This is a genomic window from Mucilaginibacter sp. OAE612 (assembly GCF_041806395.1).
Classification (GTDB): domain Bacteria; phylum Bacteroidota; class Bacteroidia; order Sphingobacteriales; family Sphingobacteriaceae; genus Mucilaginibacter; species Mucilaginibacter rubeus.
The window spans coordinates 114434-136659 of the sequence record NZ_JBGMUW010000001.1 but is presented as its reverse complement, the minus strand read 5'-3'; the positions used below and the strand labels follow the sequence as shown (position 1 = coordinate 136659).

General features: G+C 42.4%; 17 protein-coding genes. 5 read left to right on the top strand and 12 right to left on the bottom strand.

Annotation, left to right across the window (positions count from 1 at the left end; all coding sequences use genetic code 11):
- The first annotated feature begins 65 nt into the window (after positions 1-65).
- Positions 66-545, top strand: coding sequence for a DinB family protein (locus ABID99_RS00540; protein ID WP_373612544.1), 480 nt, complete (start codon positions 66-68; stop codon positions 543-545).
- Here the strand turns inward: ABID99_RS00540 and ABID99_RS00535 are convergent.
- From ABID99_RS00535 to ABID99_RS00495, 9 genes are all read right to left on the bottom strand, one after another.
- On the bottom strand, positions 542-1903 hold the full coding sequence (locus ABID99_RS00535) for a hypothetical protein (RefSeq protein WP_373612543.1): 1362 nt from the start codon (positions 1901-1903) through the stop codon (positions 542-544). The genes ABID99_RS00540 and ABID99_RS00535 overlap by 4 nt on opposite strands.
- Positions 1888-3396: an FAD-binding protein gene (locus ABID99_RS00530; RefSeq protein WP_373612542.1), complete on the bottom strand. Its 1509-nt coding sequence runs from the start codon at positions 3394-3396 to the stop codon at positions 1888-1890. The genes ABID99_RS00535 and ABID99_RS00530 overlap by 16 nt, the downstream gene beginning before the upstream one ends.
- Before the next feature lie 6 nt (positions 3397-3402).
- Positions 3403-3687, bottom strand: coding sequence for a Bor/Iss family lipoprotein (locus ABID99_RS00525; protein ID WP_143020878.1), 285 nt, complete (start codon positions 3685-3687; stop codon positions 3403-3405).
- Positions 3688-3890: 203 nt separating this feature from the next.
- A complete protein-coding gene (gene cfa, locus ABID99_RS00520; RefSeq protein ID WP_373612541.1) occupies positions 3891-5006 on the bottom strand; it encodes a cyclopropane fatty acyl phospholipid synthase in 1116 nt (371 codons plus the stop codon).
- Positions 5007-5180: 174 nt separating this feature from the next.
- On the bottom strand, positions 5181-5729 hold the full coding sequence (locus tag ABID99_RS00515; protein WP_354485748.1) for a transposase: 549 nt from the start codon (positions 5727-5729) through the stop codon (positions 5181-5183).
- 171 nt (positions 5730-5900) lie between these two features.
- Positions 5901-6923 (bottom strand): recombinase RecA, encoded by a 1023-nt coding sequence (gene recA / locus ABID99_RS00510; RefSeq protein WP_090534412.1) that lies wholly within the window; start codon positions 6921-6923, stop codon positions 5901-5903.
- A gap of 156 nt (positions 6924-7079) precedes the next feature.
- Positions 7080-7838: an endonuclease III gene (gene nth / locus ABID99_RS00505; RefSeq protein WP_373612540.1), complete on the bottom strand. Its 759-nt coding sequence runs from the start codon at positions 7836-7838 to the stop codon at positions 7080-7082.
- 246 nt (positions 7839-8084) lie between these two features.
- Positions 8085-8279, bottom strand: a complete 195-nt coding sequence (locus tag ABID99_RS00500; RefSeq protein WP_090534406.1) for a hypothetical protein — start codon at positions 8277-8279, stop codon at positions 8085-8087.
- Positions 8280-8549: 270 nt separating this feature from the next.
- Complete coding sequence (locus tag ABID99_RS00495; RefSeq protein WP_090534404.1) at positions 8550-9134, bottom strand: RNA polymerase sigma factor; 585 nt, start codon at positions 9132-9134, stop codon at positions 8550-8552.
- 508 nt (positions 9135-9642) lie between these two features.
- Here ABID99_RS00495 and uvrA point away from each other — a divergent pair.
- The 4 genes from uvrA to ABID99_RS00475 all read left to right on the top strand — a co-directional run bounded on the left by uvrA (position 9643) and on the right by ABID99_RS00475 (position 15982).
- Positions 9643-12531, top strand: a complete 2889-nt coding sequence (gene uvrA / locus ABID99_RS00490) for an excinuclease ABC subunit UvrA (protein ID WP_373612539.1) — start codon at positions 9643-9645, stop codon at positions 12529-12531.
- 240 nt (positions 12532-12771) lie between these two features.
- Entirely contained in the window at positions 12772-13365 is a 594-nt protein-coding gene (locus tag ABID99_RS00485) for a glycoside hydrolase family 19 protein (RefSeq protein ID WP_354485742.1), read from the top strand.
- Between the two features lie 89 nt (positions 13366-13454).
- Positions 13455-14252, top strand: coding sequence for a Fic family protein (locus ABID99_RS00480; RefSeq protein ID WP_090534398.1), 798 nt, complete (start codon positions 13455-13457; stop codon positions 14250-14252).
- 89 nt (positions 14253-14341) lie between these two features.
- Positions 14342-15982 (top strand): ABC transporter substrate-binding protein, encoded by a 1641-nt coding sequence (locus ABID99_RS00475; protein WP_373612538.1) that lies wholly within the window; start codon positions 14342-14344, stop codon positions 15980-15982.
- Positions 15983-16134: 152 nt separating this feature from the next.
- Here the strand turns inward: ABID99_RS00475 and odhB are convergent, their stop codons facing one another.
- From odhB to ABID99_RS00460, 3 genes are all read right to left on the bottom strand, one after another.
- Positions 16135-17697: a 2-oxoglutarate dehydrogenase complex dihydrolipoyllysine-residue succinyltransferase gene (gene odhB, locus ABID99_RS00470; protein WP_354485740.1), complete on the bottom strand. Its 1563-nt coding sequence runs from the start codon at positions 17695-17697 to the stop codon at positions 16135-16137.
- Between the two features lie 61 nt (positions 17698-17758).
- Positions 17759-20575: a 2-oxoglutarate dehydrogenase E1 component gene (locus ABID99_RS00465; RefSeq protein ID WP_373612537.1), complete on the bottom strand. Its 2817-nt coding sequence runs from the start codon at positions 20573-20575 to the stop codon at positions 17759-17761.
- A 172-nt stretch (positions 20576-20747) separates the two neighbouring features.
- Positions 20748-22049, bottom strand: coding sequence for a DASH family cryptochrome (locus ABID99_RS00460; protein ID WP_373612536.1), 1302 nt, complete (start codon positions 22047-22049; stop codon positions 20748-20750).
- Between the last annotated feature and the right edge of the window lie 177 nt (positions 22050-22226).

Below are 22226 nucleotides of genomic sequence, written 5' to 3'. Positions count from 1 at the left end.
CGAAAAACATACCACAATCTTCATAATTTAGCGTGGCTGTAATGCCTTAACCCTTCCTATATAAAATGAAACAAGAATTTGAAGTTATCAAAAAACCGCGCCTGATGTTGTTAAACGTTGTTAAAGATCTTAGCCCCGAACAACTTAACCACATCCCCGCAGGGTTTAATAACAACCTGATCTGGAACCTGGCGCATATGATTTCCGGACAACAAGGTATTTGCTATACACGTGCAGGCGTACCTATTGTGGTTGATGATAAATACTATACCCCCTACCGCCCCGAAACAAAGCCGCAGAGCTTTATTAATGCTGATGACATAGCCGAAATTAAAGAGCTGCTTATTTCAACCCTTGATAAAATGGAGGAAGATTACCAAATGGGTATTTTCTCAAACTACCAACCGATGACCACCCGTTATGGTGTTACCTTGAGCAATATAGAAGAAGCAATCCGCTTTGTGCCATTTCATGATGGTTTGCATGTTGGTTATATCATGGCTTTGAAAAGAGCGGTTTTGGAGGAAATGAGTAAGCTGGTTTAGTAAACAATTTTACTAAACGGGATCCCTACCGTTAACCCGATTGCTGTTTTATTGTAAGGCAGTCGGGTATTTTTTAAGGAATTATTCATGTCCTGAAGCAAAAGTTGTGCTTCAAAATTTACGGCCGGGACTCCTTTTTTATCGATCAATACAATAGGGATGCCGATAATAGAATTGAGCGCCTTATAAGTTCCCCAGTTTTTTTCGATGCGGAAACTAATGCCAACATGTGAGGTTCCGGGGATATACACCAACTTACCTGCCGCGAGGGGTGTTATAAAGTTTTTATATTGGCCTATGTACCGGTCGCCTTTATTTATGGTGACGGTATTTGTTCCATCCACTCCCTGTGCTCCTGTTACATCAGCACTAAATAAGGACCCGCTTTGTACCGCGTTATTCACAAAACCTTTACCGGCAAAAGTTAAAAAGAACCTGCCCAATTTGGGGCTTTCCCAGAAACGGGTATGACTAATAAATAATTCGAGCGGATAATTGTAGTATCGGTTAACCCGTGCATTCACATCATTGCTCACCATAAATTTTTGTGGTATAACCGGGATATAAACGCCCAGGCTTGTCCAGTTATCGGTTATCAGGTTATAATTGCCTGTATTGACCAATCGCTCTGATTGCTGTTCAGAAAATTGTTGGAGATAATCAGCCCGGAGAGAGGCGTAAAAAGTTTTCCGAAGTTTGGCTTTAACCTCTGTTAGATTCTGTCCGGGTACCTCCTCCTGTTTCAAAAGATTAAGAGATTGCTCAAACTCTTCGGCTTTTTTGTTGATACTTTGAGCGATTGTATTTACCATTAATGCCCGGGCTGCATCCATCTCCTTTTTGAAATCGCCATTGGCTGTATAATATGTTTTCGGCTTTCCCATCCAGGTTTTTTGAATGGTAAAACCCAGTTGATTATCATAATACCTGTTAGCACTTTTTTCCGAATATGCGTTGGCGATATTTACCCTTGCTCCTGCTACAACAAATGATCTTACCCAATCATCGCTATCAATGGGCTGATGAAAATTGTGATTGATGCTGATCATCCCTTCGGCGGCATTGATATTAACATAGTTTTTATAGAGGGAAAGATCTTCGTTACCCGAGAGATAAGAACTCACTTTATTTGACAGGAAAATGTTCATCGCCTTGTTGGAGATCAGCATCCCCTGGCCAGTGCTGTTAGTATAGTTGGTTACTTTGCTGTTTATCGCTTTTATCTCATTGATGATCTGTGCAGTGGTTTGAGCTTTAGATTGCAAGAAGCCTGAACAGAAAAATAACAACCCACTTACTATGATTTTAAGCCACACTGCATAGTTTCTCCGGTTAATATATGTTAGGCCAGCCCCCATTGCTGCGTAATTTGATTGGTAAAAACTTTCTGGCAGTCGGCATTGAGCAGGGTTTTCCGGGCGTTGATCCACCGGGTGGCTGCATCGCCATACATTCTTTGGATGCGTTGCGGTGTAATTTCGTTGGCTTTGCCCCAATGAAATGTAAAGGGGATATTTTCATGCTCAAGCATCAGCCAAACCTGGGTATAAAAGTTATAAGCTTTGTCTGATAGCGGTGCATCCAACTCCATAATACAGGTATGTTCAAACCGGGTAAAGCCCAATGTGGCTTTGGTTTGCTTAACAAACCTGAATGAAAATACACCGCTGAAAGGGCCGATATCTTTATTGATCTTCAACATCAAATCGGCAACCCTTGGCGAAAGCTCTGCCGGGAAACCAATGGCAGAACTCAACAGCTTGCCTCTTAACGTAGTATTGCTAAAAATTTCGCCCAGCGTACCAAAATGAGGATCAGTATTAGTTGTCATGCTGATATTTAACACCTTGGTAACTACAACCGGAACCAAAGCAGGTACGGCATCAGTAATAGTACCTATAAAACTGGCAGCGTCATCCCCCGGACCGATCCCTGCCGCATTATCAACCGGCGGTTGATAGTTGGTGCGATATGGCCGCTTATACATAGTGGTTACAAATGCGCCTTTGTCCAGATCGTACGGATTAAGTAACACCGAAAAATGACACGGGCGCTCGCTACCGCATGGCAGCTTATCGGTATCGCTAAAATCAAGTGTTGCCATCATACCCTGAAGTTCGGCATCATAAGGTAACCGTTGCACATAAGTTTCTAACAAAAACAGGGGTTCTGTTTCCATTAGTACGCCGTGGATAATACCGAAGCTCCCAAAACTTACCAATGCGGCATTAAAAAGTTCATCATCCTGTACCAGCTCGGTTTGCAACAGATCCATAAACCGTTGCGCCACAACAGGAGCCGATGCCCTTTCCAGCCAGATATGCCTGTCAGGACTTACTACAATATGGAGCCCTACTACAAAATCTGGCGTGGCACCAAAATCAAACGCCGAGCCATGAGTTCCTGTACTCACTGCACCAGCTATAGTTTGCCCATTACTGGCACCGGAAGTTTTAAGTGACAAGCCCCTGTTTTTCAAAAATGCGCCGAGTTCCCAAATACCGTTGCCACTTTGTGCAAAAAGCAGGTGGTCTTTGTTGCCAGTGTAAGCAGGGTTTACGGCTGTATCGGCAACAGTAAACCTGGTGTTAAGGGGTTTTGTATCCAGCATTACACCATCTTTAACCGTTGCTATTTTTGTCCACGACCAGCCTGCGCCTAATGATCGTAATGGGGTACCGGTCTCAATAGCTTCTTTAATCAGGTTTTGAAGCCCTTTGGTAGCGTCATTATAACCTTCAAGGGCATCAAGATTGTCTTCGTTGCCTAATTCATACAGATCTTTAATTTGCTCGGTAAAAGTTTCGTGCCGGTTTTCCCAACTGCTGACTCCTGTTTTAATAACTTTCATAGCCGCTTATTTGATTACGCCATCTTTGGCGCAAGGTTTACCGCATTTCCACTCTACCCTTGCAGGGCTCCAGATACCTAAGGTTACAACAGTAAGCAAGGAATAACCGAAATTATTCTTCACCGTAACTTCGGCCATACCATTGGAGCCAAGGGAATCACATATAGGAGTAACGATTCGCTTGGGGCTTTGGATAGCCCCCCAAAAAAAGAAGTTTACATTCTGGTGCGATACCTCTGACCCAGCCTGCGCCTTTGTTTCGACACGGGCCGTGTAACAACTGCACAGCATTAATGAGATTAAAACAGAAGGGATAAGCTTCCTATAAAAATACAGGGGCCTGTTCAAACGTGATGGCAACATATTGTAAGTATTTGGGAAATTTCCTAAAATACAATAAAGTAAATCCAAATACTTGATTTTCAATCAAGTAAAAACACGTTTATTGAATACGTACTTTTACGTCATTTATTTGATAATGAAAAAGAAGGGGCTTATCTTATTGATTTGTACAATCCCAGATGCTTTGGTTTGGTTAAAACAATATGCCATAAATGGTTTTTTCTTGAGCGGAAGGATGCAGCGCTTGCACTAAGATAGTAGCGCCACATGCGGTAAAAGGTATCACCATATTTAACGCTAAGCTGCGGCCAGCTTTGCTCAAAGTTTTTACGCCATTCCATACAGGTTCGGTCGTAATATACGCCGAAGTTATGCCAATCCTCCAAAATAAATAAGCCCTGCCATGCCGTTGAGAGCTGTGCTGCAGATGGCAGCATCCCATTCGGAAATATGTATTTTGCAATCCAGGGATCTGTAACTTTAGTAGAGTAATTACCGCCTATGGTATGAAGCAGGCAAATGCCATCGTCTGCTAAATTTTCGTTCACCCTTTCCATAAAGATGCGATAATTACGATAGCCAACATGTTCAAGCATCCCGACAGAAACTATCCTGTCAAACTTTTCATGTACATCGCGATAATCCTGCACCCTGATCTCCACAGGTAAACCTTTGTTAATCTCCTTTGCAATAATGGCCTGCTCTTCTGAAAGGGTTACACCTGTTCCTTTTACGCCATACTTTTCGGCTGCATATTGAAGAAGACCGCCCCATCCGCAGCCTATATCAAGCAAGCTCATGCCGGGTTCCAATTTTAGTTTGCGGCAAATCAGATCAAGCTTAGCTTCCTGGGCCTCATCCAATGTTTGTGCCGTTTCCCAATAGGCACAGGAGTATATCATCCGCTTATCAAGCATCAACTCAAAAAGGTCGTTGCCAATATCATAATGCTTGTGTGCAACCTCTTTTGCCTTTGATTTGGTTTGCTGATTACTAAATTTTGCCTTGAGAAAGTATTTAAGCGTATTTAAGTCGCGCGGGATCATTTTATCAACCCGGTGATACTGGACGCGGAAAAAAAATTCGTCAAGCGCTTCACAATCCCACCAGCCTTCCATGTAGGCTTCCCCAAAACCTAAAGACCCTCCTGCCAGCAGGCGATCATACAATTTAGGATTGTGTACCTGTAAGTCCCATGAGTTATTGCCGTTCACGGTAATACCACCTGAAGCAAACATATTTGTAACAATCTCTTTTGATGATCCCATAGCTTTTTCCGGTTTATGCGGTGATAAAGATATTCTTTTTGCGGAAAAACGGGAACAATTGCTAATATAGTACTGCCGCGGGTTGAGTGCGGTTTGCACTGCTACCGCGGGTTTAGCGCAGCGTAACCCGTGGTATAGCATGATTTAAGCTTCCAGCTTAAATCATGCTATAAATCAACACATCAATTCAATATCAATCAAACCTTTATCATCCGCATAATCCCTGGCACTACTATAAAGAAAATGTTCTGGCTTATCAACCCAACCTGCAATAACAGGATTATTATGCAGGTAATCGAGTTTTTGATCAATCATTTTATCACCAAACAATTCTATAGGATGGTTCCCTGCCTGCCAAAATTGAAAATGCTCGTTGCCCGGATTATTCCGGCCTTCGCGTTCAAAGAACCAAAGCAACCAATCGCGCCTGCTTTCCTGTAAGTTTTCCTGAATCGCTTTTAAAATGGTTTTGGAAGTATGCCTTTTAATGTCCCTTAAAATATCCTGCATTGGCTTATCATTTGTTCCAATAATTAAATGCACATGATTGCTCATGATAACCCATGCGTATAATTTAAGACCTTTGTTTTTGATACAGTATTTGAGGCTTTCAACAAGGATATCCCTGTATTCAATTCTTGTAAATACATCTATCCATTTAACAACGGTAAAAGTTACAAAATAAGGAAACTCCTGGTTGTGGAATTTATAGTTGCGGCTCATAGATTTAGATTAGGTTGTTAGTATTATTTAAGCTGAAAGCTTAAATGGTATTACACCACGGGTTACGCTGCGCTAAACCCGCGGCAGCTTTACAAAAAAAGCCCCCTTACAGGAGGCTTTCTTATATATTCATTAAATCACTTTAAAGATTAATATATAGTATAATCACGATTAAACTTCTTCCATGCTTTCGCCGGTTACTGTTTCTTTGATCTTATTTTCCAATTCTTCCTGTAGCTCAGGGTTATCAAGGATTAGTTGTTTAACAGCATCGCGGCCCTGGCCTAAACGGGTTTCACCATAACTAAACCATGAACCTGCTTTTTTAATAATGTTGTATTCAACACCCAGGTCAATGATCTCACCGGCCTTTGAAATACCTTCGCCAAACATGATATCAAACTCGGCAACACGGAACGGGGGGGCAACTTTATTCTTAACAATCTTAACCTTTACGCGGTTACCGGAAACCTCATCGGTGTCTTTAATTTGGGAGATACGGCGTACATCCAAACGTACCGAAGCGTAGAACTTCAACGCGTTACCACCGGTAGTAGTCTCAGGGTTACCAAACATAACACCGATCTTATCGCGCAGCTGGTTAATAAAGATACAGCAGCATCCTGTTTTGCTGATAGTGCCGGTTAGCTTACGTAATGCCTGTGACATTAAACGTGCATGCAGGCCCATTTTTGAATCGCCCATTTCGCCTTCTATCTCGGCTTTAGGAACCAATGCCGCAACAGAGTCGATAACCAAAATATCAATAGCGCCCGAACGGATCAGGTTATCGGCAATTTCCAGTGCCTGTTCACCATTATCAGGCTGGGAGATCAGCAGGTTTTCAACATCCACGCCTAATTTCTTGGCATAAAAACGATCGAAAGCGTGCTCCGCATCAATAAAGGCGGCAATACCACCGTTCTTTTGCGATTCGGCAATGGCATGGATAGCCAAAGTTGTTTTACCTGATGATTCAGGTCCGTAGATCTCAATGATCCTTCCTTTAGGCAAACCGTTAACCCCCAAAGCAATATCAAGCCCCAATGAGCCGGTTGATATTACTTCAGTTTGTTCAACTACGGATTCGCCCAATTTCATGATGGTACCTTTACCGTATGATTTTTCCAGCTTATCTAATGTAAGCTGTAATGCCTTCAATTTATCAGCGCTATTTTTATCTATGTTAGCCATCGTATTAATTTCTTCAACAAATATAATTACATTTTTTAAAATTACTAATTTTTTTAGTAATTTATTTTTATAGTGAATGGTCCATTAAATGAGTAGTTGATTAGGTTAGTATTGGCGAAGATAACCAACTATTCACTTAATCAACTACCCACCTAATCAACCTTTATCCACACTCCGCTTCTTCAATTCCTTACCTATAATATTAAGGGCCTTTTTCTTTTTAGCTTCTTTGGCCTTCTTAAGTTTTGCAGCTTCAAGCCTTTGCAGCGCGGCTTCTGTATTATTGCGCTCATAATAGCGGCAAAACCACGTAAGCGGACAAATATCGCATTTAGGGCTGCGCGCCAAACAAATATACCGCCCATGCAATATAAGCCAGTGATGTGCAACACCTATATATTCTTTAGGGATATTTTGGACCAGCTGTTTTTCAACCGCAAGTGGGGTACTGGCATTATTGGTTAAGCCAATGCGGTTGGCCACCCTAAAAACATGTGTATCAACAGCCATGGCTGGTTCTTCAAAAATAACCGAAGCGATCACATTGGCTGTTTTGCGGCCTACACCTGGTAATTTTTGCAGATTTTCTATCCCCGAAGGTATTTCGCCGTTAAAAACTTCCACGAGCATTTTGCCCATGCCTACCAAATGTTTGGCTTTATTATTAGGATAACTTACAGACCGGATATATGCAAAAACTTCGTCGGATGTTGCGGCAGCCAGGTCTTGCGGAGTTGGAAAACGCTCAAACAGTGCCGGCGTTACCTGGTTAATCCGTTTATCAGTACACTGTGCCGATAGTATAACGGCCACCAATAACTGAAATGGGTTATTATAGTGCAGCTCAGTAACCGGGTTAGGCTGGTTTTTAGAAAAATAATCAACAAAATGGCGATAGCGTTCGGCTTTTAACATTTTTAGTTCATGGTTGATAGTTCATGGATCATGGCTCAAGCACCCAGCTTAACGCAATGGCGATCCTGTCCAAAAGTATAGATATTCACAACAATAAAAAACCATGAACTATGATCCATCAACCATAAGCCATCTTAAAATAGAAAGGTTCATAAATCACTTATTGGGTTTTGGTTTTTCGATTCGCATCGGTAACCTTTTCAACAATCATGATCTATGAACCAGTGGGGGAATCCGCAATAAATACTAACGTAAGCTTTTTGAATAATCCAGGATCTGGTGTATGGTTTGCACTTTGGGTTTCCTGATCAGCAGGTCCAAATCAGCACGAATTGAATTGTAAAAAATCACTTCGTCGGCGTCCAGATTTTCTTGTGCGTTCCTGTTCATTTCAGCTTCGTTAGCTAATGCATTTAACGTTTTTGTAAAGGTTTCATCCATAAGCTTATTTTACTATAATTTTTATATGGTTTATAACGGTGGCTTAAAGATAATATTTTGTTAAATGAAAATTAAATGAAATTTTTATTTAAAGAAATTAGCTGCCGGAAGCTATGAATTACGTTATTGCAACAGTAAATAACTTTATATCAGCAACTAATGAAACAATATCAGAATTTTATACAAAAAATAAGGTTAGAATATTATTATCCAGTTTAACCTAAACAATAATATTCTAACCTTTTATTGCTAAACTCTTATACTGAAAAACTAATTTTTCAGGCTAAGCTCTTTGCTCTGCATCATTTTGCGGAGGTTATTAAGGGCATAGCGCATACGGCCAAGGGCGGTATTGATACTAACATCGGTAATATCGGCAATCTCTTTAAAACTCATATCACCAAAGTGGCGCATAATAAGCACCTCCTTTTGTTCGGATGGAAGCAGCTGGATCAGTGCTTTAAGATCTTTATGGGTTTGATCCCTAACCATCTTGTCCTCGGTACTTTCGTCATAATTACCAAGCACTTCAAAAATATCGAAATCATCGCCATTGCTGATCATAGGCGCACGTTTTTCACGGCGAAAATGGTCAATCACCAGGTTATGTGCAATACGGGTTACCCAGGGCAAAAATTTACCTTCTTCATTATATTTACCGGCTTTAAGGGTGTTTATCACCTTTATAAATGCATCCTGAAAAATATCTTCGGCAAGGTATTCGTCTTTTACCAGCAAGTAAATAGAAGTATATATTTTTGATTGGTAACGCCTTATCAATTCTACTAAACCGGCTTCGTCGCCGGCTACATATAGATGGATTAGATCCTGATCACTCTTCAATTGAAAATCCATAGAAAGTACTACTTAAAACTTAATTTTTAGTTAAAACCTTTTAAAGTAAAGTATATTCTATAGCGTGCTCCTTAGGGGTTAAAGATTTGTTCGCTCAAATAAAATAAATTATTGGCAAAAAAACAAATAAAATTTTTTTTTTTGCGTCCTACTTTACTATTAATCGGCATAATTACCTGTAAAACCATCATTTATTTGGTACGCTTCCATTAGACTTATTTTTAATACCGAAGGTTTAATCATTCGCCAAAATAAATTTTTTAAAAAGTAGTTGTTAAAACAACATTAAGTTTTAAAAAGTCAGCAAACTGTAAACTCCAATATTTCACGTAGTTTAATCCAATAAACAATCAAAACTCATTTGGATTCTGCTAAATTTTTTAGGATTTTTGCATTCGCAAAAAGTTCATGGTTAATAGATCATGGTTCATGGTATAAATTTTGCCACTAACCTGCAAAGCGTACTACTATGATCCATCAACCATCAACTATGAACTAATTCAATAGAATGAGTAAAGAAGCAGCAAAAGATCCGCAAAAGCATATTATTATAAAAGGCGCAAGGGTGCACAACCTTAAAAACCTTGATGTGGCTATTCCCAAAAACAAACTGGTGGTAGTTACCGGCATGTCGGGTTCGGGCAAATCATCACTCGCTTTCGATACTTTGTACGCCGAAGGCCAGCGCCGCTATGTGGAAAGCCTTTCATCATACGCCCGCCAGTTTTTGGGCCGAATGAACAAGCCCGATGTTGATTATATTAAAGGCATTGCACCGGCCATAGCTATTGAGCAAAAGGTAATTACCTCAAACCCACGTTCAACTGTTGGTACATCAACCGAGATCTACGATTATTTAAAACTGCTTTTTTCACGTATCGGTAAAACGATATCGCCCATATCAGGCAATATCGTAAAAAAAGACTCAGTGACCGATGTGGTTAACTTTGTGCTTTCATTGCCTAACGAAACCCAGGTAACCATTCTTGCTCCATTGCACCCGCACAACAACCGGAGCCTTAAAGAAGAGCTTGCAGTATTGATGCAAAAAGGTTTTGTTCGTGTTGAATACAATGGCAAACTTTCGCGTATCGAATCTTTATTAGAGGATGAAACAGTAGAGAACGTTCCTTTAATGGCGGCTGAACCAACAGTCGAGATCAAAAAAACAAAGACAAAAAAAGCCGCTGCAGAAACTACCGAAATTGATGAGCAAATTGCAGTACGCATAGTTGTTGACCGCGTTACCAAAAATGAGGAAGACGAAACCATTAGCCGTTTAGGCGACTCCATACAAACTGCTTTTTTTGAAGGCAAGGGCGATTGTTTTGTTCGTTTCCAGGAACCTGACAACGATACCGAGCATGAGCGCTTTTTTTGCGACCGTTTTGAGTTAGACGGATTGAAGTTTGAAGAGCCTACGCCAAACTTCTTCAGCTTTAATAATCCCTACGGCGCTTGTAAAAAATGCGAAGGTTACGGCAAGGTGATCGGTATTGATGAAGACCTGGTTATCCCGGATAAAAGCAAATCCATTTATGAGGGGGCCATTGCCCCCTGGCGCGGCGAAAAAATGCGCGAATGGAACGATGCGCTGGTAAGACATGCCTTAAAGTTCGACTTCCCTATCCACCGTCAATACAATCAACTAACTGAAAAAGAGCAGCGCCTGCTCTGGACCGGCAATAAGTTTTTTCGTGGTCTTGACGAGTTTTTCAAGGAAATGGAAGAACAAACGTATAAGATCCAGTACCGTGTTTTGCTGTCGCGATACAGGGGCAAAACTACCTGCCCGGAATGTAAGGGCAGCCGTTTACGAATGGATGCCTCTTACGTAAAGATCAATGAAAAGTCGATAACCGATGTGGTACTGATGCCGCTGGATAAAACCTTTGAATTTTTTAAATCGCTTGAGCTCAGTGAAACTGAGGCCAAAATCGGCAAACGCTTGCTGATGGAAATAACCAACCGCCTCGGCTTTTTAAATGATGTGGGCTTGAGCTATTTAACGCTCAATCGTTTATCAAATACACTATCAGGTGGTGAGTCGCAGCGTATCAACCTCGCTACGTCATTGGGCAGCAGCCTGGTAGGTTCCGTGTATGTTTTGGATGAGCCAAGCATCGGTTTGCACCCGCGCGATACCCAAAGGCTGATCACCGTATTAAAATCCCTCCGCGATGTGGGCAACACCGTATTGGTTGTTGAGCATGAGGAAGAGATCATGAAAGCTGCCGACCATATTATTGATATTGGCCCGGAGGCTGGTACCCATGGCGGAGAGCTGATTTTTACCGGTACCTATAACGAAATTATAAAAGACGATAAAAGCCTAACCGGCAAATACCTGAGCGGCAGGGAAGAAATAGCTATCCCTGCAAGCCGCCGCAAATGGCATGATTTTATTGAAATAAAAGGCGCGCGCGAAAATAACCTGAAACACGTTACCGCCAAATTTCCATTGGGCGTGCTTACTGTTGTTACCGGTGTATCCGGCTCGGGTAAAACCAGTTTGGTAAAACGCATCCTTGCCCCGGCCGTTCAAAAGGCATTGGGCAATTATTCGGGCGAACAAACAGGCTCGTATGATGCCATTGATGGCGATTACAGCAAAATTGAACAGGTTGAACTGGTTGACCAAAACCCGATAGGCCGTTCATCGCGCTCAAACCCGGTTACTTATGTTAAGGCCTGGGATGAGATCCGCAACCTGTACGCCGCTCAGCCGGCAGCAAAAGCCGCCGGGCTAAAACCTTCGGCATTTTCATTTAATGTTGAGGGAGGCCGCTGCGATGTTTGCCAGGGCGAAGGAGAAGTTAAGATAGAGATGCAATTTATGGCAGATATCTTTCTTACCTGCGAAACCTGCGGGGGACATCGCTTTAAGCAGCATATTTTAGATATCCAATACAAAGAAAAAAACGTATCGGAGATCCTGAACATGACCATTGACGAGGCTGTTGAGTTTTTTGCCAAAGAGCCTAAAATTATTGCCAAGATAAAGCCATTAGTTGACGTTGGTTTGGGATATGTTCAGTTAGGCCAGTCGTCCAATACCCTATCAGGGGGCGAAGCCCAGCGCATTAAACTTGCTTCATTCCTTGTGAAAGGCAACAACACCAATAAAACATTGTTTATTTTTGACGAACCTACTACCGGTTTGCACTTTGCTGATATTAAAAAACTGCTGAAATCGTTTGATGCCCTGCTTGATCATGGCAATACCATCATTGTTATTGAGCATAACATGGATGTGATCAAATGTGCAGACTGGGTTATCGATATTGGCCCGGAAGGTGGCGACCGCGGTGGTAAAGTAGTATTTGAGGGCGTTCCTGAAGACCTTCTAAAACAAAAAGACAGCTATACGGGCAAGTTTTTAAAAGAGCGGTTTTAATTTAAAGTGCCCGCATAATAAAACGGGCACTTTAAAATTTGCTTTATAAACATATTCCTACTTTAGGCCTTTTCAACCAATGCCGGAATTGGCTTGAAAATCCTGGCCCAACTCTTTGAATATCAGCCTTGGTATTCCAAACGTGAATATTTATATTTACCTAAATCTTCCATACCTTTTTAATCTGAAACATCCGTTTACAGCAATTAATTTTATTACTAATACCTAAATTTCATTATCATGCCAGGTACAAAAGAATTTTATGACACTATCCGTGCGTCTGTATTTAAAGGCCACATTTCACAAAGCCAGATTGATGGTATCGAAGCCATTTTAAAGGCCGCAGCTGATGCCGGCGTTACCGATCAGCGTAAGGTAGCCTACATGTTAGGCACCGTTTACCATGAATGCGCAGGCACTATGCAGCCGATAAATGAATTTGGCAAGGGTAAAGGTCATCCCTATGGCGAAAAATTTAAAATGGGCGGGGGGCCTGGTCACCGTATCCCTTATACAACGCCCGATCAGCTTTATTATGGCCGCGGTTTTGTACAATTAACCTGGTACGAGAACTATGACGCCATGGGCAAGCATTTACATCTCGACCTGCTTAACCATCCCGAATTGGCGCTTCAACCTGATATAGCCGCCAACATCATGATTGAAGGTATGACAAAAGGCATGTTTACCGGCGTTGGCTTAGGCAAATATTTTGACGCCACCCATGCCGACTGGATCAACGCCCGCCGTATTATTAACGGGAATGATCACGATGTGCTGATAGCAGGTTATGCCAAACATTTTTATAAGGGATTGACCGGTATTGATGCGTAGTAAAATTAAATTCAGTTGCCAGGTTTACCGGTGCCAGGCAACTGAACCACTATGTAAAAACTTATAAGTATTTTCGCGTTGTTGAAACGATGGAAATAGTTAACCTGATAAAGAAATACAACGATCTTGGCATAGCTGATGTGATTGACCACAACCGGTTTAACCTCATTTCTATTGACCATCACTCTACACGGATTGAAGGCTCAACATTGACAGAGGTAGAAACACAAGTGCTGATCACCGAAGGGCGCACGCCCAACGGCAAGCCGTTGGAAGACAGCTTGATGGTAACAGATCATCACGCGGCCCTCCTTTTTACAATTGAAAATGCAAAAGTAAAAAGAGCATTGTCAGTATCTCTTTTGCAGGAAATCAATGCTTTGGTGATGAAGAATACCGGCAAAGTATACAATACTATGCTGGGTACCGTGGATTCCCGAACCGGAGCATTTCGGAAAGGCAACGTCACTGCAGGTATTTCCTATTTCCCCAATTTTGATAAAGTGGAACGCCTGACAAATGACCTGGTAAAAAAGCTCAATGAATCCATCAGCTCCCCCTTATCTGTTGTTGAACAGCTGAATCTTTCCTTTGATGCACATTTCAATCTTGTCAGCATACATCCTTATTATGATGGCAATGGGCGCACTTCGCGATTATTAATGAACTACATTCAGGCATATTATAATCTTCCATTGGCAATAGTGCGGAGTGAAAATAAAGTAGCCTATATCCAGGCGCTGATTGATACCCGCGAACAGAAAAATATTGAAGTATTTCGTGAATTCATGGCAGGTGAATATTCTTTTTTGCTCAATCAGGAAATTGAAAAGTTTGAAGAAATGAAAAAGCCATCAAAAGGAACTGGTTTTACTTTTCTATTTTAATTTTAGCCATCGCCGGCAATCAATCATCCCCGCGTAATAATCAGCTATTCATTCACACAGCTAACGCAACATTTAATATATTAGCTTAAATGAATAAGCTGATCACTTACCTTTTTGTATTATTCTCCATTCAGCTTTGTTCCTGCCATACGGATACTTCTCCCGATCAGCACAAAACCGTTTTTAATATCAATCTGGAAGAAGGCCTTACCTCGCTTGATCCTGCCTTTTGCCGTAATCATTATACCATTTGGATGGACAACCAGCTTTATAACGGCCTGGTACAGATCAACGATAGTTTAAAAACCATTCCCTGTATTGCTAAAAGCTGGGAAACATCAGCTGATGGTTTATTATATACCTTCCATCTGCGTAATGATGTATATTTTCATGACGATCCTCATTTTGCAAACGGTACAGGTCGAAAGGCAGTGGCCTCAGATTTTGCCTATAGCTTCGGTCGTTTGATCGATCCTAAAGTTGCTTCATCCGGCTCATGGATCTTCAGTGATAAGGTAAAGGGCAAAAGCGCCTTCATGGCACCTAATGACAGTACTTTCCAGATCAGGCTTAAGCAGCCTTTCGCTCCCTTTTTAAGCTTACTCACGGCACAATATTGTTCTGTAGTACCCAAAGAAGTGGTTGAGTTTTATGGCAAGGACTTCAGGAGCCACCCGGTAGGTACCGGCCCCTTCAGGTTTAAATACTGGAAAGAAGGCGAAGTACTGGTGTTTTTAAAAAACGAGCATTACTGGGAAAAAGACGAAAAAGGCAACCGCCTCCCCTACCTGGATGCCATCCGTTCTACCTTTATTGCTGATAAGCAGACTTCGTTTCTGGAGTTTGTAAAAAAGAATATCGATTTTTTGAATGATATCGACGGCAGCTATCGCGATGACATCCTCACCAAAGCAGGCAAGGTAACGCAAAAATATAAAGGTAAATTTATACTCAATACCGCTCCTTACCTGAACACCATTTACCTGGGCATGCTGGTGGATACCACTTTGCCCATTGTAAAAAAATCCCCTTTAAAAATACTCAAGATCAGGCAGGCCATCAACTACGCCATCGACCGCGAAAAGATGATCAAATACCTCCGCAACAGTATGGGTACACCGGGCTACGGAGGTTTTGTGCCCGAAGGCATGCCAGGCTTTAACGGCACGGGCGTAAAAGGCTACACTTACGATCCTGAAAAAGCGCGCTGCCTGCTCCGAGACGCCGGTTATCCCAATGGTAAAAACATGCCCGAAATTACCCTGGCTACCACCGTTGGTTACCGCAGTTTAATTGAGTATGTACAAGGCCAATTGGAACGCATTGGTATAAAAACAAATGTAGAGATAACCCAGGGTGCCAGCCTGCGCGAACTGATCTCAAAAAACGGCATCAACTTTTTTTACGGCTCCTGGATAGCCGATTATCCCGATGCCGAAAACTATCTTTCTGTATTTTACTCCAAAAACAAAATCCCTTTCGGCCCAAATTACACCGGGTTCAACAACAAAAGGTTTGATGAGCTTTTTGAGCAAACCTACCAGGTAAAAGATGACGAAAAACGCTTCGCCCTCTACCGCCAGATGGATAATCTGATGATGGAGCAATCACCCATTGTAGTATTATACTACGATAAACTGGTAAATCTGTATCAAAACAACATTAGTGGCTATAGCCTTAATGGTCAAAATTTATTGGTACTTAAAAAGGTGGTGAAGAGGTCCTTTTAGAGATTAGAGGTTGGAGATCGGAGGTTAGGCTTACAAGTCGTTCAACTGCTTATTATCCCCCACTCATGGTTTGATTCTGATAAAATATCAGGCATAAAAAAATCCCGGAAGGGAAAACCAACCGGGATCTCTTTTATAAAGTTTTCGCAGGGTTATACACCTAACAACAACCTTGCAGGATCTTCAAGCAATTGTTTAACCCTTACCAGGAAGCTTACTGATTCGCGGCCGTCAATAATGCGGTGATCATATGACAGGGCAAGGTACATCATCGGGCGGATCACAACCTGGCCGTTTACTGCCACCGGGCGCTCAATGATATTATGCATACCTAAAATGGCCGATTGAGGCGCATTGATGATCGGCGTCGATAACATCGAACCAAATACACCACCATTGGTAATGGTAAATGTGCCGCCGGTCATTTCAGGGATGGTCAGTTTGTTTTCGCGGGCTTTACCGGCAAGTACCACAATGGCTTTCTCAATTTCGGCAAGGCTCATGCTATCCGCATTGCGGATAACCGGAACAACCAAACCCTTAGGGGCAGAAACAGCGATGGAGATATCAGCAAAATTGCTGTACACGATCTCTTCACCCTCAATACGTGCACCTACAGCCGGCCAGTCTTTCAAAGCCTCGGTAACCGCTTTGGTAAAGAACGACATGAAGCCTAAGCCAACGCCATGTTTCTCTTTGAATTTATCTTTGTATTTACCGCGTAATTCCATGATCGGCTGCATATCAACCTCGTTAAAGGTGGTAAGCATTGCCGTTTCATTTTTAACCGATACTAAACGCTTAGCAACGGTTTTACGCAACGAAGTCATTTTCTCGCGTTTCTCGTCCCTGGCACCGCTTGCTACAACAGGAGCAGCAGTTTGGGCAGCCGGAGCAGGAGCGGCAGGTTTAGCTGCAGGAGCTTGCGCGCCAAGGGCATCACCTTTAGTAATACGGCCGTCAACACCTGAACCTGATACTGATTTTGGATCAACACCTTTTTCGGCTAATATCTTGGCGGCAGCCGGTGATGGCGTACCTGATGCATAAGTTTTAGCACTTTCGGCAGCTGCACCACCACGTGGCGATTCATCGGTAGCGCTAACTACAGCCGGGGTTACCGGGGTAACTGCAGGCTGCGAAGCACCGGCACCTTCAATAGTACAAACCACAGCACCGATAGCTAATACATCACCTTCTTTAGCTATCGTTTTTAATGTACCTGCTTTTTCGGCAGTAAGTTCAAACGTAGCTTTATCTGATTCCAGCTCGGCAATGGCTTCATCCATAGCAACAGCGTCGCCGTCTTTCTTAATCCACCGGGATAATGTAACCTCCGTGATAGATTCACCTACCGGTGGTACTTTAATTTCGACAGATGCTGATGCGGCAGCCGGGGCAGCAGCAACAGGGGCCGGAGCAGGAGCGTTCGCTACCACTTCAGGCTGTGGCTGTGCTACAGGAGCAGCAACTTCAGCGCCTCCGTCTTCAATATTGGCAACAACAGCGCCAATTGGTAGTACATCGCCTTCATTGGCAACGATTTTTAAAGTACCGGCTTTTTCGGCAGTAAGCTCAAAAGTAGCCTTGTCTGACTCAAGTTCGGCAATAACCTCGTCCATTTCAACGTGGTCGCCGTCTTTCTTTTTCCAGCTCGAAAGGGTCACTTCTGTAATTGATTCGCCTACGGTAGGCACCTTAATCGCTAAGCTCATATTGTAGTATTGTAGATTTTATATTTTTTAATGGATTATATCAGGATGCTTAATTGACGGATCAATCAGCTCCGGCATCAGCCATTTTTTTTGTTGTTTTTTTAACCGATTCTTTAACCGCTTTACCGGCAGGGGCTTCAAACGCTTTCGATACAATATATAACTGCTGAGCGGCATGCTGTTTAGCAAAGCCGGTAGCAGTACTGCTGCCTTCTATCCTTGAAATAACGCTCAGGTTAATCACCTTATCATTATGGAATTTACGGCAAATGTAAGGCCATGCGCCCATGTTTTCAGGTTCTTCCTGTACCCAGATAAACTCTGCCTTTTCATATTTGGCTTTGATCTTCAGAATTTGGGTAACCGGAGTTGGGTAAAGCTGCTCTACACGTACAATAGCCACATCCTTACGGTTATCGGCCTGTTGTTTGTCCAACAGGTCATAATAAACTTTACCTGTACACAGCAATACGCGTTTTACCTTTTTAGGGTCAACATAAGTATCGTCTATCAACTCGTGGAACTTACCGTTGGTAAAATCTTCGAGCGGCGAAACACATTTAGGACTGCGTAACAAACTTTTTGGTGTAAAGATGATCAAAGGCTTGCGGAAATCGCGGTGCATCTGGCGTCTTAAAATATGGAAGAAGTTTGCAGGTGTAGTACAGTTGGCAATTTGAATATTATCATCAGCACAAAGCTCCAAAAAGCGTTCAACACGTGCAGATGAGTGCTCAGGGCCCTGACCTTCATAACCGTGAGGCAACAACATTACCAAACCGTTACCACGTTGCCATTTAGTTTCGGCGCTGGCGATGTACTGGTCAACAATGATCTGGGCTCCGTTAAAGAAGTCGCCAAACTGAGCTTCCCAAATAGTGAGGTTATTAGGATTTGCAAGAGCGTAGCCATATTCAAAACCTAACACACCATACTCAGATAACAAAGAGTTATAAATACTCAGCTTAGCCTCAGTGTTAATGGTAGCAAGCGGTGTAAATTCATCTTCCGAATCAACCAGCGTCAACACCGCATGACGGTGCGAAAAGGTACCGCGTTTTACGTCCTCACCACTTAGTCTGATCGGGTAGCCTTCTTTTAGCAGTGTGCCATAAGCAAGCAATTCGCCCATTGCCCAGTCAAACACCTTGGTTTTGTTAACCATAGCGCTGCGGTCTTCAAAAAGTTTTTCAATTTTCTTGAAGAACTCTTTGTTTGGCGGTAAAACAGTGATCTTGTTACCTATCTCTAAAATGGTTTCTTCGGCCACTGAAGTGTCAATAGCTTTTACCAGTTCTTTGTGGCTTGCCAGGTGTAATCCGCTCCAGGCACCTTCAAACATGGCAATGGTATCGGTAAACCTTTCTTCAGATTTTACCTCATCCAGTTTTTGCTGTAACTCATCTTTGAAGGCTTTCTCAATAGATTTTAAGAATTCGGCATCAATACTTCCTTCATCAATCAGTTTCTGGTTGTAAATTTTAAGCGGGTTGGGGTGCGCGTCGATAGCCTTGTATAACAGCGGCTGGGTGAATTTAGGTTCATCAGCTTCGTTGTGGCCATAGCGGCGGTAGCAAAGGATATCGATAAATACATCCTCATTAAATACCTGCCTGTATTCCATAGCCAGGTTTACTACATATGCCAAAGCTTCAACATCATCGCCATTTACGTGGAAAACCGGCGAAAGCACAGTTTTAGCAACGTCGGTACAATAAGTACTTGAACGGGCATCTTTATAGTTGGTGGTAAAACCTATCTGGTTGTTGATAACCAGGTGAATGGTGCCGCCTGTGCGGTAGCCATCCAATTTTTCCATTTGTAAAACTTCATATACTATACCCTGGCCTGCAATTGAAGCATCGCCATGGATCAGGATCGGAGCGATCTTTGAATGATCGCCGCCATATTTAAAGTCGATCTTTGAACGGGTGATCCCTTCCACAACCGGATCAACGGCCTCCAGGTGCGAAGGGTTAGGGCAAAGGCTCAGGTGAACTTTTTTACCGCTCTTGGTTAGCACGTCGGTTGAAAAACCCAGGTGGTATTTCACGTCGCCCCCAAAAGGTGATTCAGAATCGTAGTTTTTACCTTCAAACTCAGAGAATACCTCTTTATAGGTTTTCTCCATGATATTGGTTAATACGTTCAAACGCCCACGGTGCGCCATGCCGATGATAAACTCTTCGATGCCCAGATCAGCGCCTTTTTTAATTACCGAATCCATTGAAGGGATCAGTGCCTCGGCACCTTCCAGTGAAAAACGTTTTTGACCAAGGAATTTGGTGCCTAAAAAGTTTTCAAATGTTACGGCTTCATTCAGCTTATTAAGCATCTCCTTCTTTTCATCAAGGGTGAAAGAAGGAGTATTGCGATGGCCCTCCATCCGCTCTTCAAACCATTTTATTTTAATGGGATTGCGGATGTATTTATATTCCGTACCTATTGAACGGCAGTAAGTATCCTCAAGTAACTGGCGGATATCGCGCAATTTGGCGGCACCTAAACCAACTTCAACACCGGCATTAAAAACGGTATCAAGGTCGGCTTCGCTCAAGCCAAAAGTTTCAAGCTCCTTGCCTGGGTAATAATGGCGGCGTTCGCGAACGGGGTTTGTTTTTGCAAACAAATGCCCGCGTGAGCGGTAACCATCTATCATGTTTAATACGTTAATTTCCTTCAAGAAATGTTCAGGAGTAGCTTGACCAACTGCAGCAGGTGCAATTGCCCCGGCAGCATCGGTATCTTTACCAAAATCAAATCCTTCAAAGAATTTTTGCCATCCAAAATCAACCGATTCCGGCTCCTGTTTGTACTGTTCGTATAGGGAAGATATGTAGGCAGCGTTTCCGCTATTTATATAATTGAGACGATCCATGTGAAACTGATCTTTAAAACGGTACAAAAGTAATGATATACCGTTATATACTTCATAATTAATTGTAAAGAAATTTAGCCATTATTAGGCTTATTTTACCCATTGGGGTGAAAACTCAAATTATGGCGTGTTGTTTTGAAACGGGTATAAAATATTTTGATACAGATAATATTTAGGCGCTAACCAAATCCCCGGCTTCATCAATGGATGATGGCTGCCAGGTATTCACAAAGTCGGTTTTGGCTTCGAGCTCTTTGGGCAGCTTGGTAACTATAGCGTATTTGCTTTCCTTAGCATCGTTAACACCGGCAATAAAGGCCCAGTTACCCCAATTGCTCGCAGGCGAATAATCAATAAGCTTTTCTTCAAAATAAGCAGCCCCCTGTACCCAGTCGGCTTTGAGGGTGTTTACTAAATAGCCCGCTACTACCTGCCGGTTTTGATTACTGATATAGCCTGTAGCATTAAGTTCATGCATTGCTGCATCAATAAGGGGAACTCCTGTTTCACCGTTTTTCCATTTTTGGAGCAACAGGTCGGCGTCCGGTGCAAGATCGGCGCCCTGAGCTTCGTCTTTAGCTTTGATAAATTTTTGGCCATGTTTTTTAAACATAAACCTGAAGTAATCGCGCCAAAGCAATTCAAGCTGTAACAGGTTACCATTACTGCCATATTTCTGAACTTCCCAGTAAACCTGCCTCGGCGAGATACATCCTATCGAGATCCAGGGAGAAAGTTTTGAAGAGCAATCAGAGCCGTTACGCCCATTTTTTTGTTTCAGCAGCTGGTCTGCATTGGCAAAACACTTATGCATTTGTACCAAAGCCGCTGTTTCGCCCCCCTGAAAATATTCGGTAGCGCGCATATCGTCAACAGGCTCATTTAAACCTAATTGTTGCAAGGTTGGCAATTCGCCGGCATCGGTAATTTCCGGAACACTGATATGATCGGGTTTGGGTACGCATGGGCGAACATTACTGTCACGTTCCACCTTCTTTTTAAAAACTGCGAAACTGTCAGGAATATCTTTAATCGGGAAAGGAAGATCTTCCTTATGATACATGGTATGACCGATGAAATGCTTGAGGTTAAGCCTCATTTTCCATAGTGCAGTTTCAACCTGTTCGGAGATATTGGTTTCCTCGTAGGCTACCTCACGGTGATGATAAACTTCATTTACCTGGTATTCCTGGGCAAGCTGCGGGATCACATCGGCAGGGTTACCAATGCGGATGATCAATTCGGCACCAAAACCCTGTAAATTTTTTCGGAGATCAGCAACGGCCTCTAACAGGAACCTCGCCCTGAAATTCCCTGTTTTTGAAGCGCCGCTTTCGGTATGCTGAAAATAATAAGGATCAAAACAATAAACCGGCAGTATTTTATCAGCCTTGCGTACAGCTTCTAACAAAATTTCGTTATCATTTATGCGCAAGTCATTTCTAAACCAAACCAGAATAGTTCTATCACTCATAGTTAAACAGGGGTTAACTGAATAATAATAATGCAGTATGCAAATTTGCAATTTATTTGCGCTTCATGCACATTTTACCGCAAGATTATGACATCACCCAAACATTCAATTATTTTATTAAACTAAATAAAATGCTTTTAGCTATATAAAATAATTAAACCCACAGCGGGATCAGCG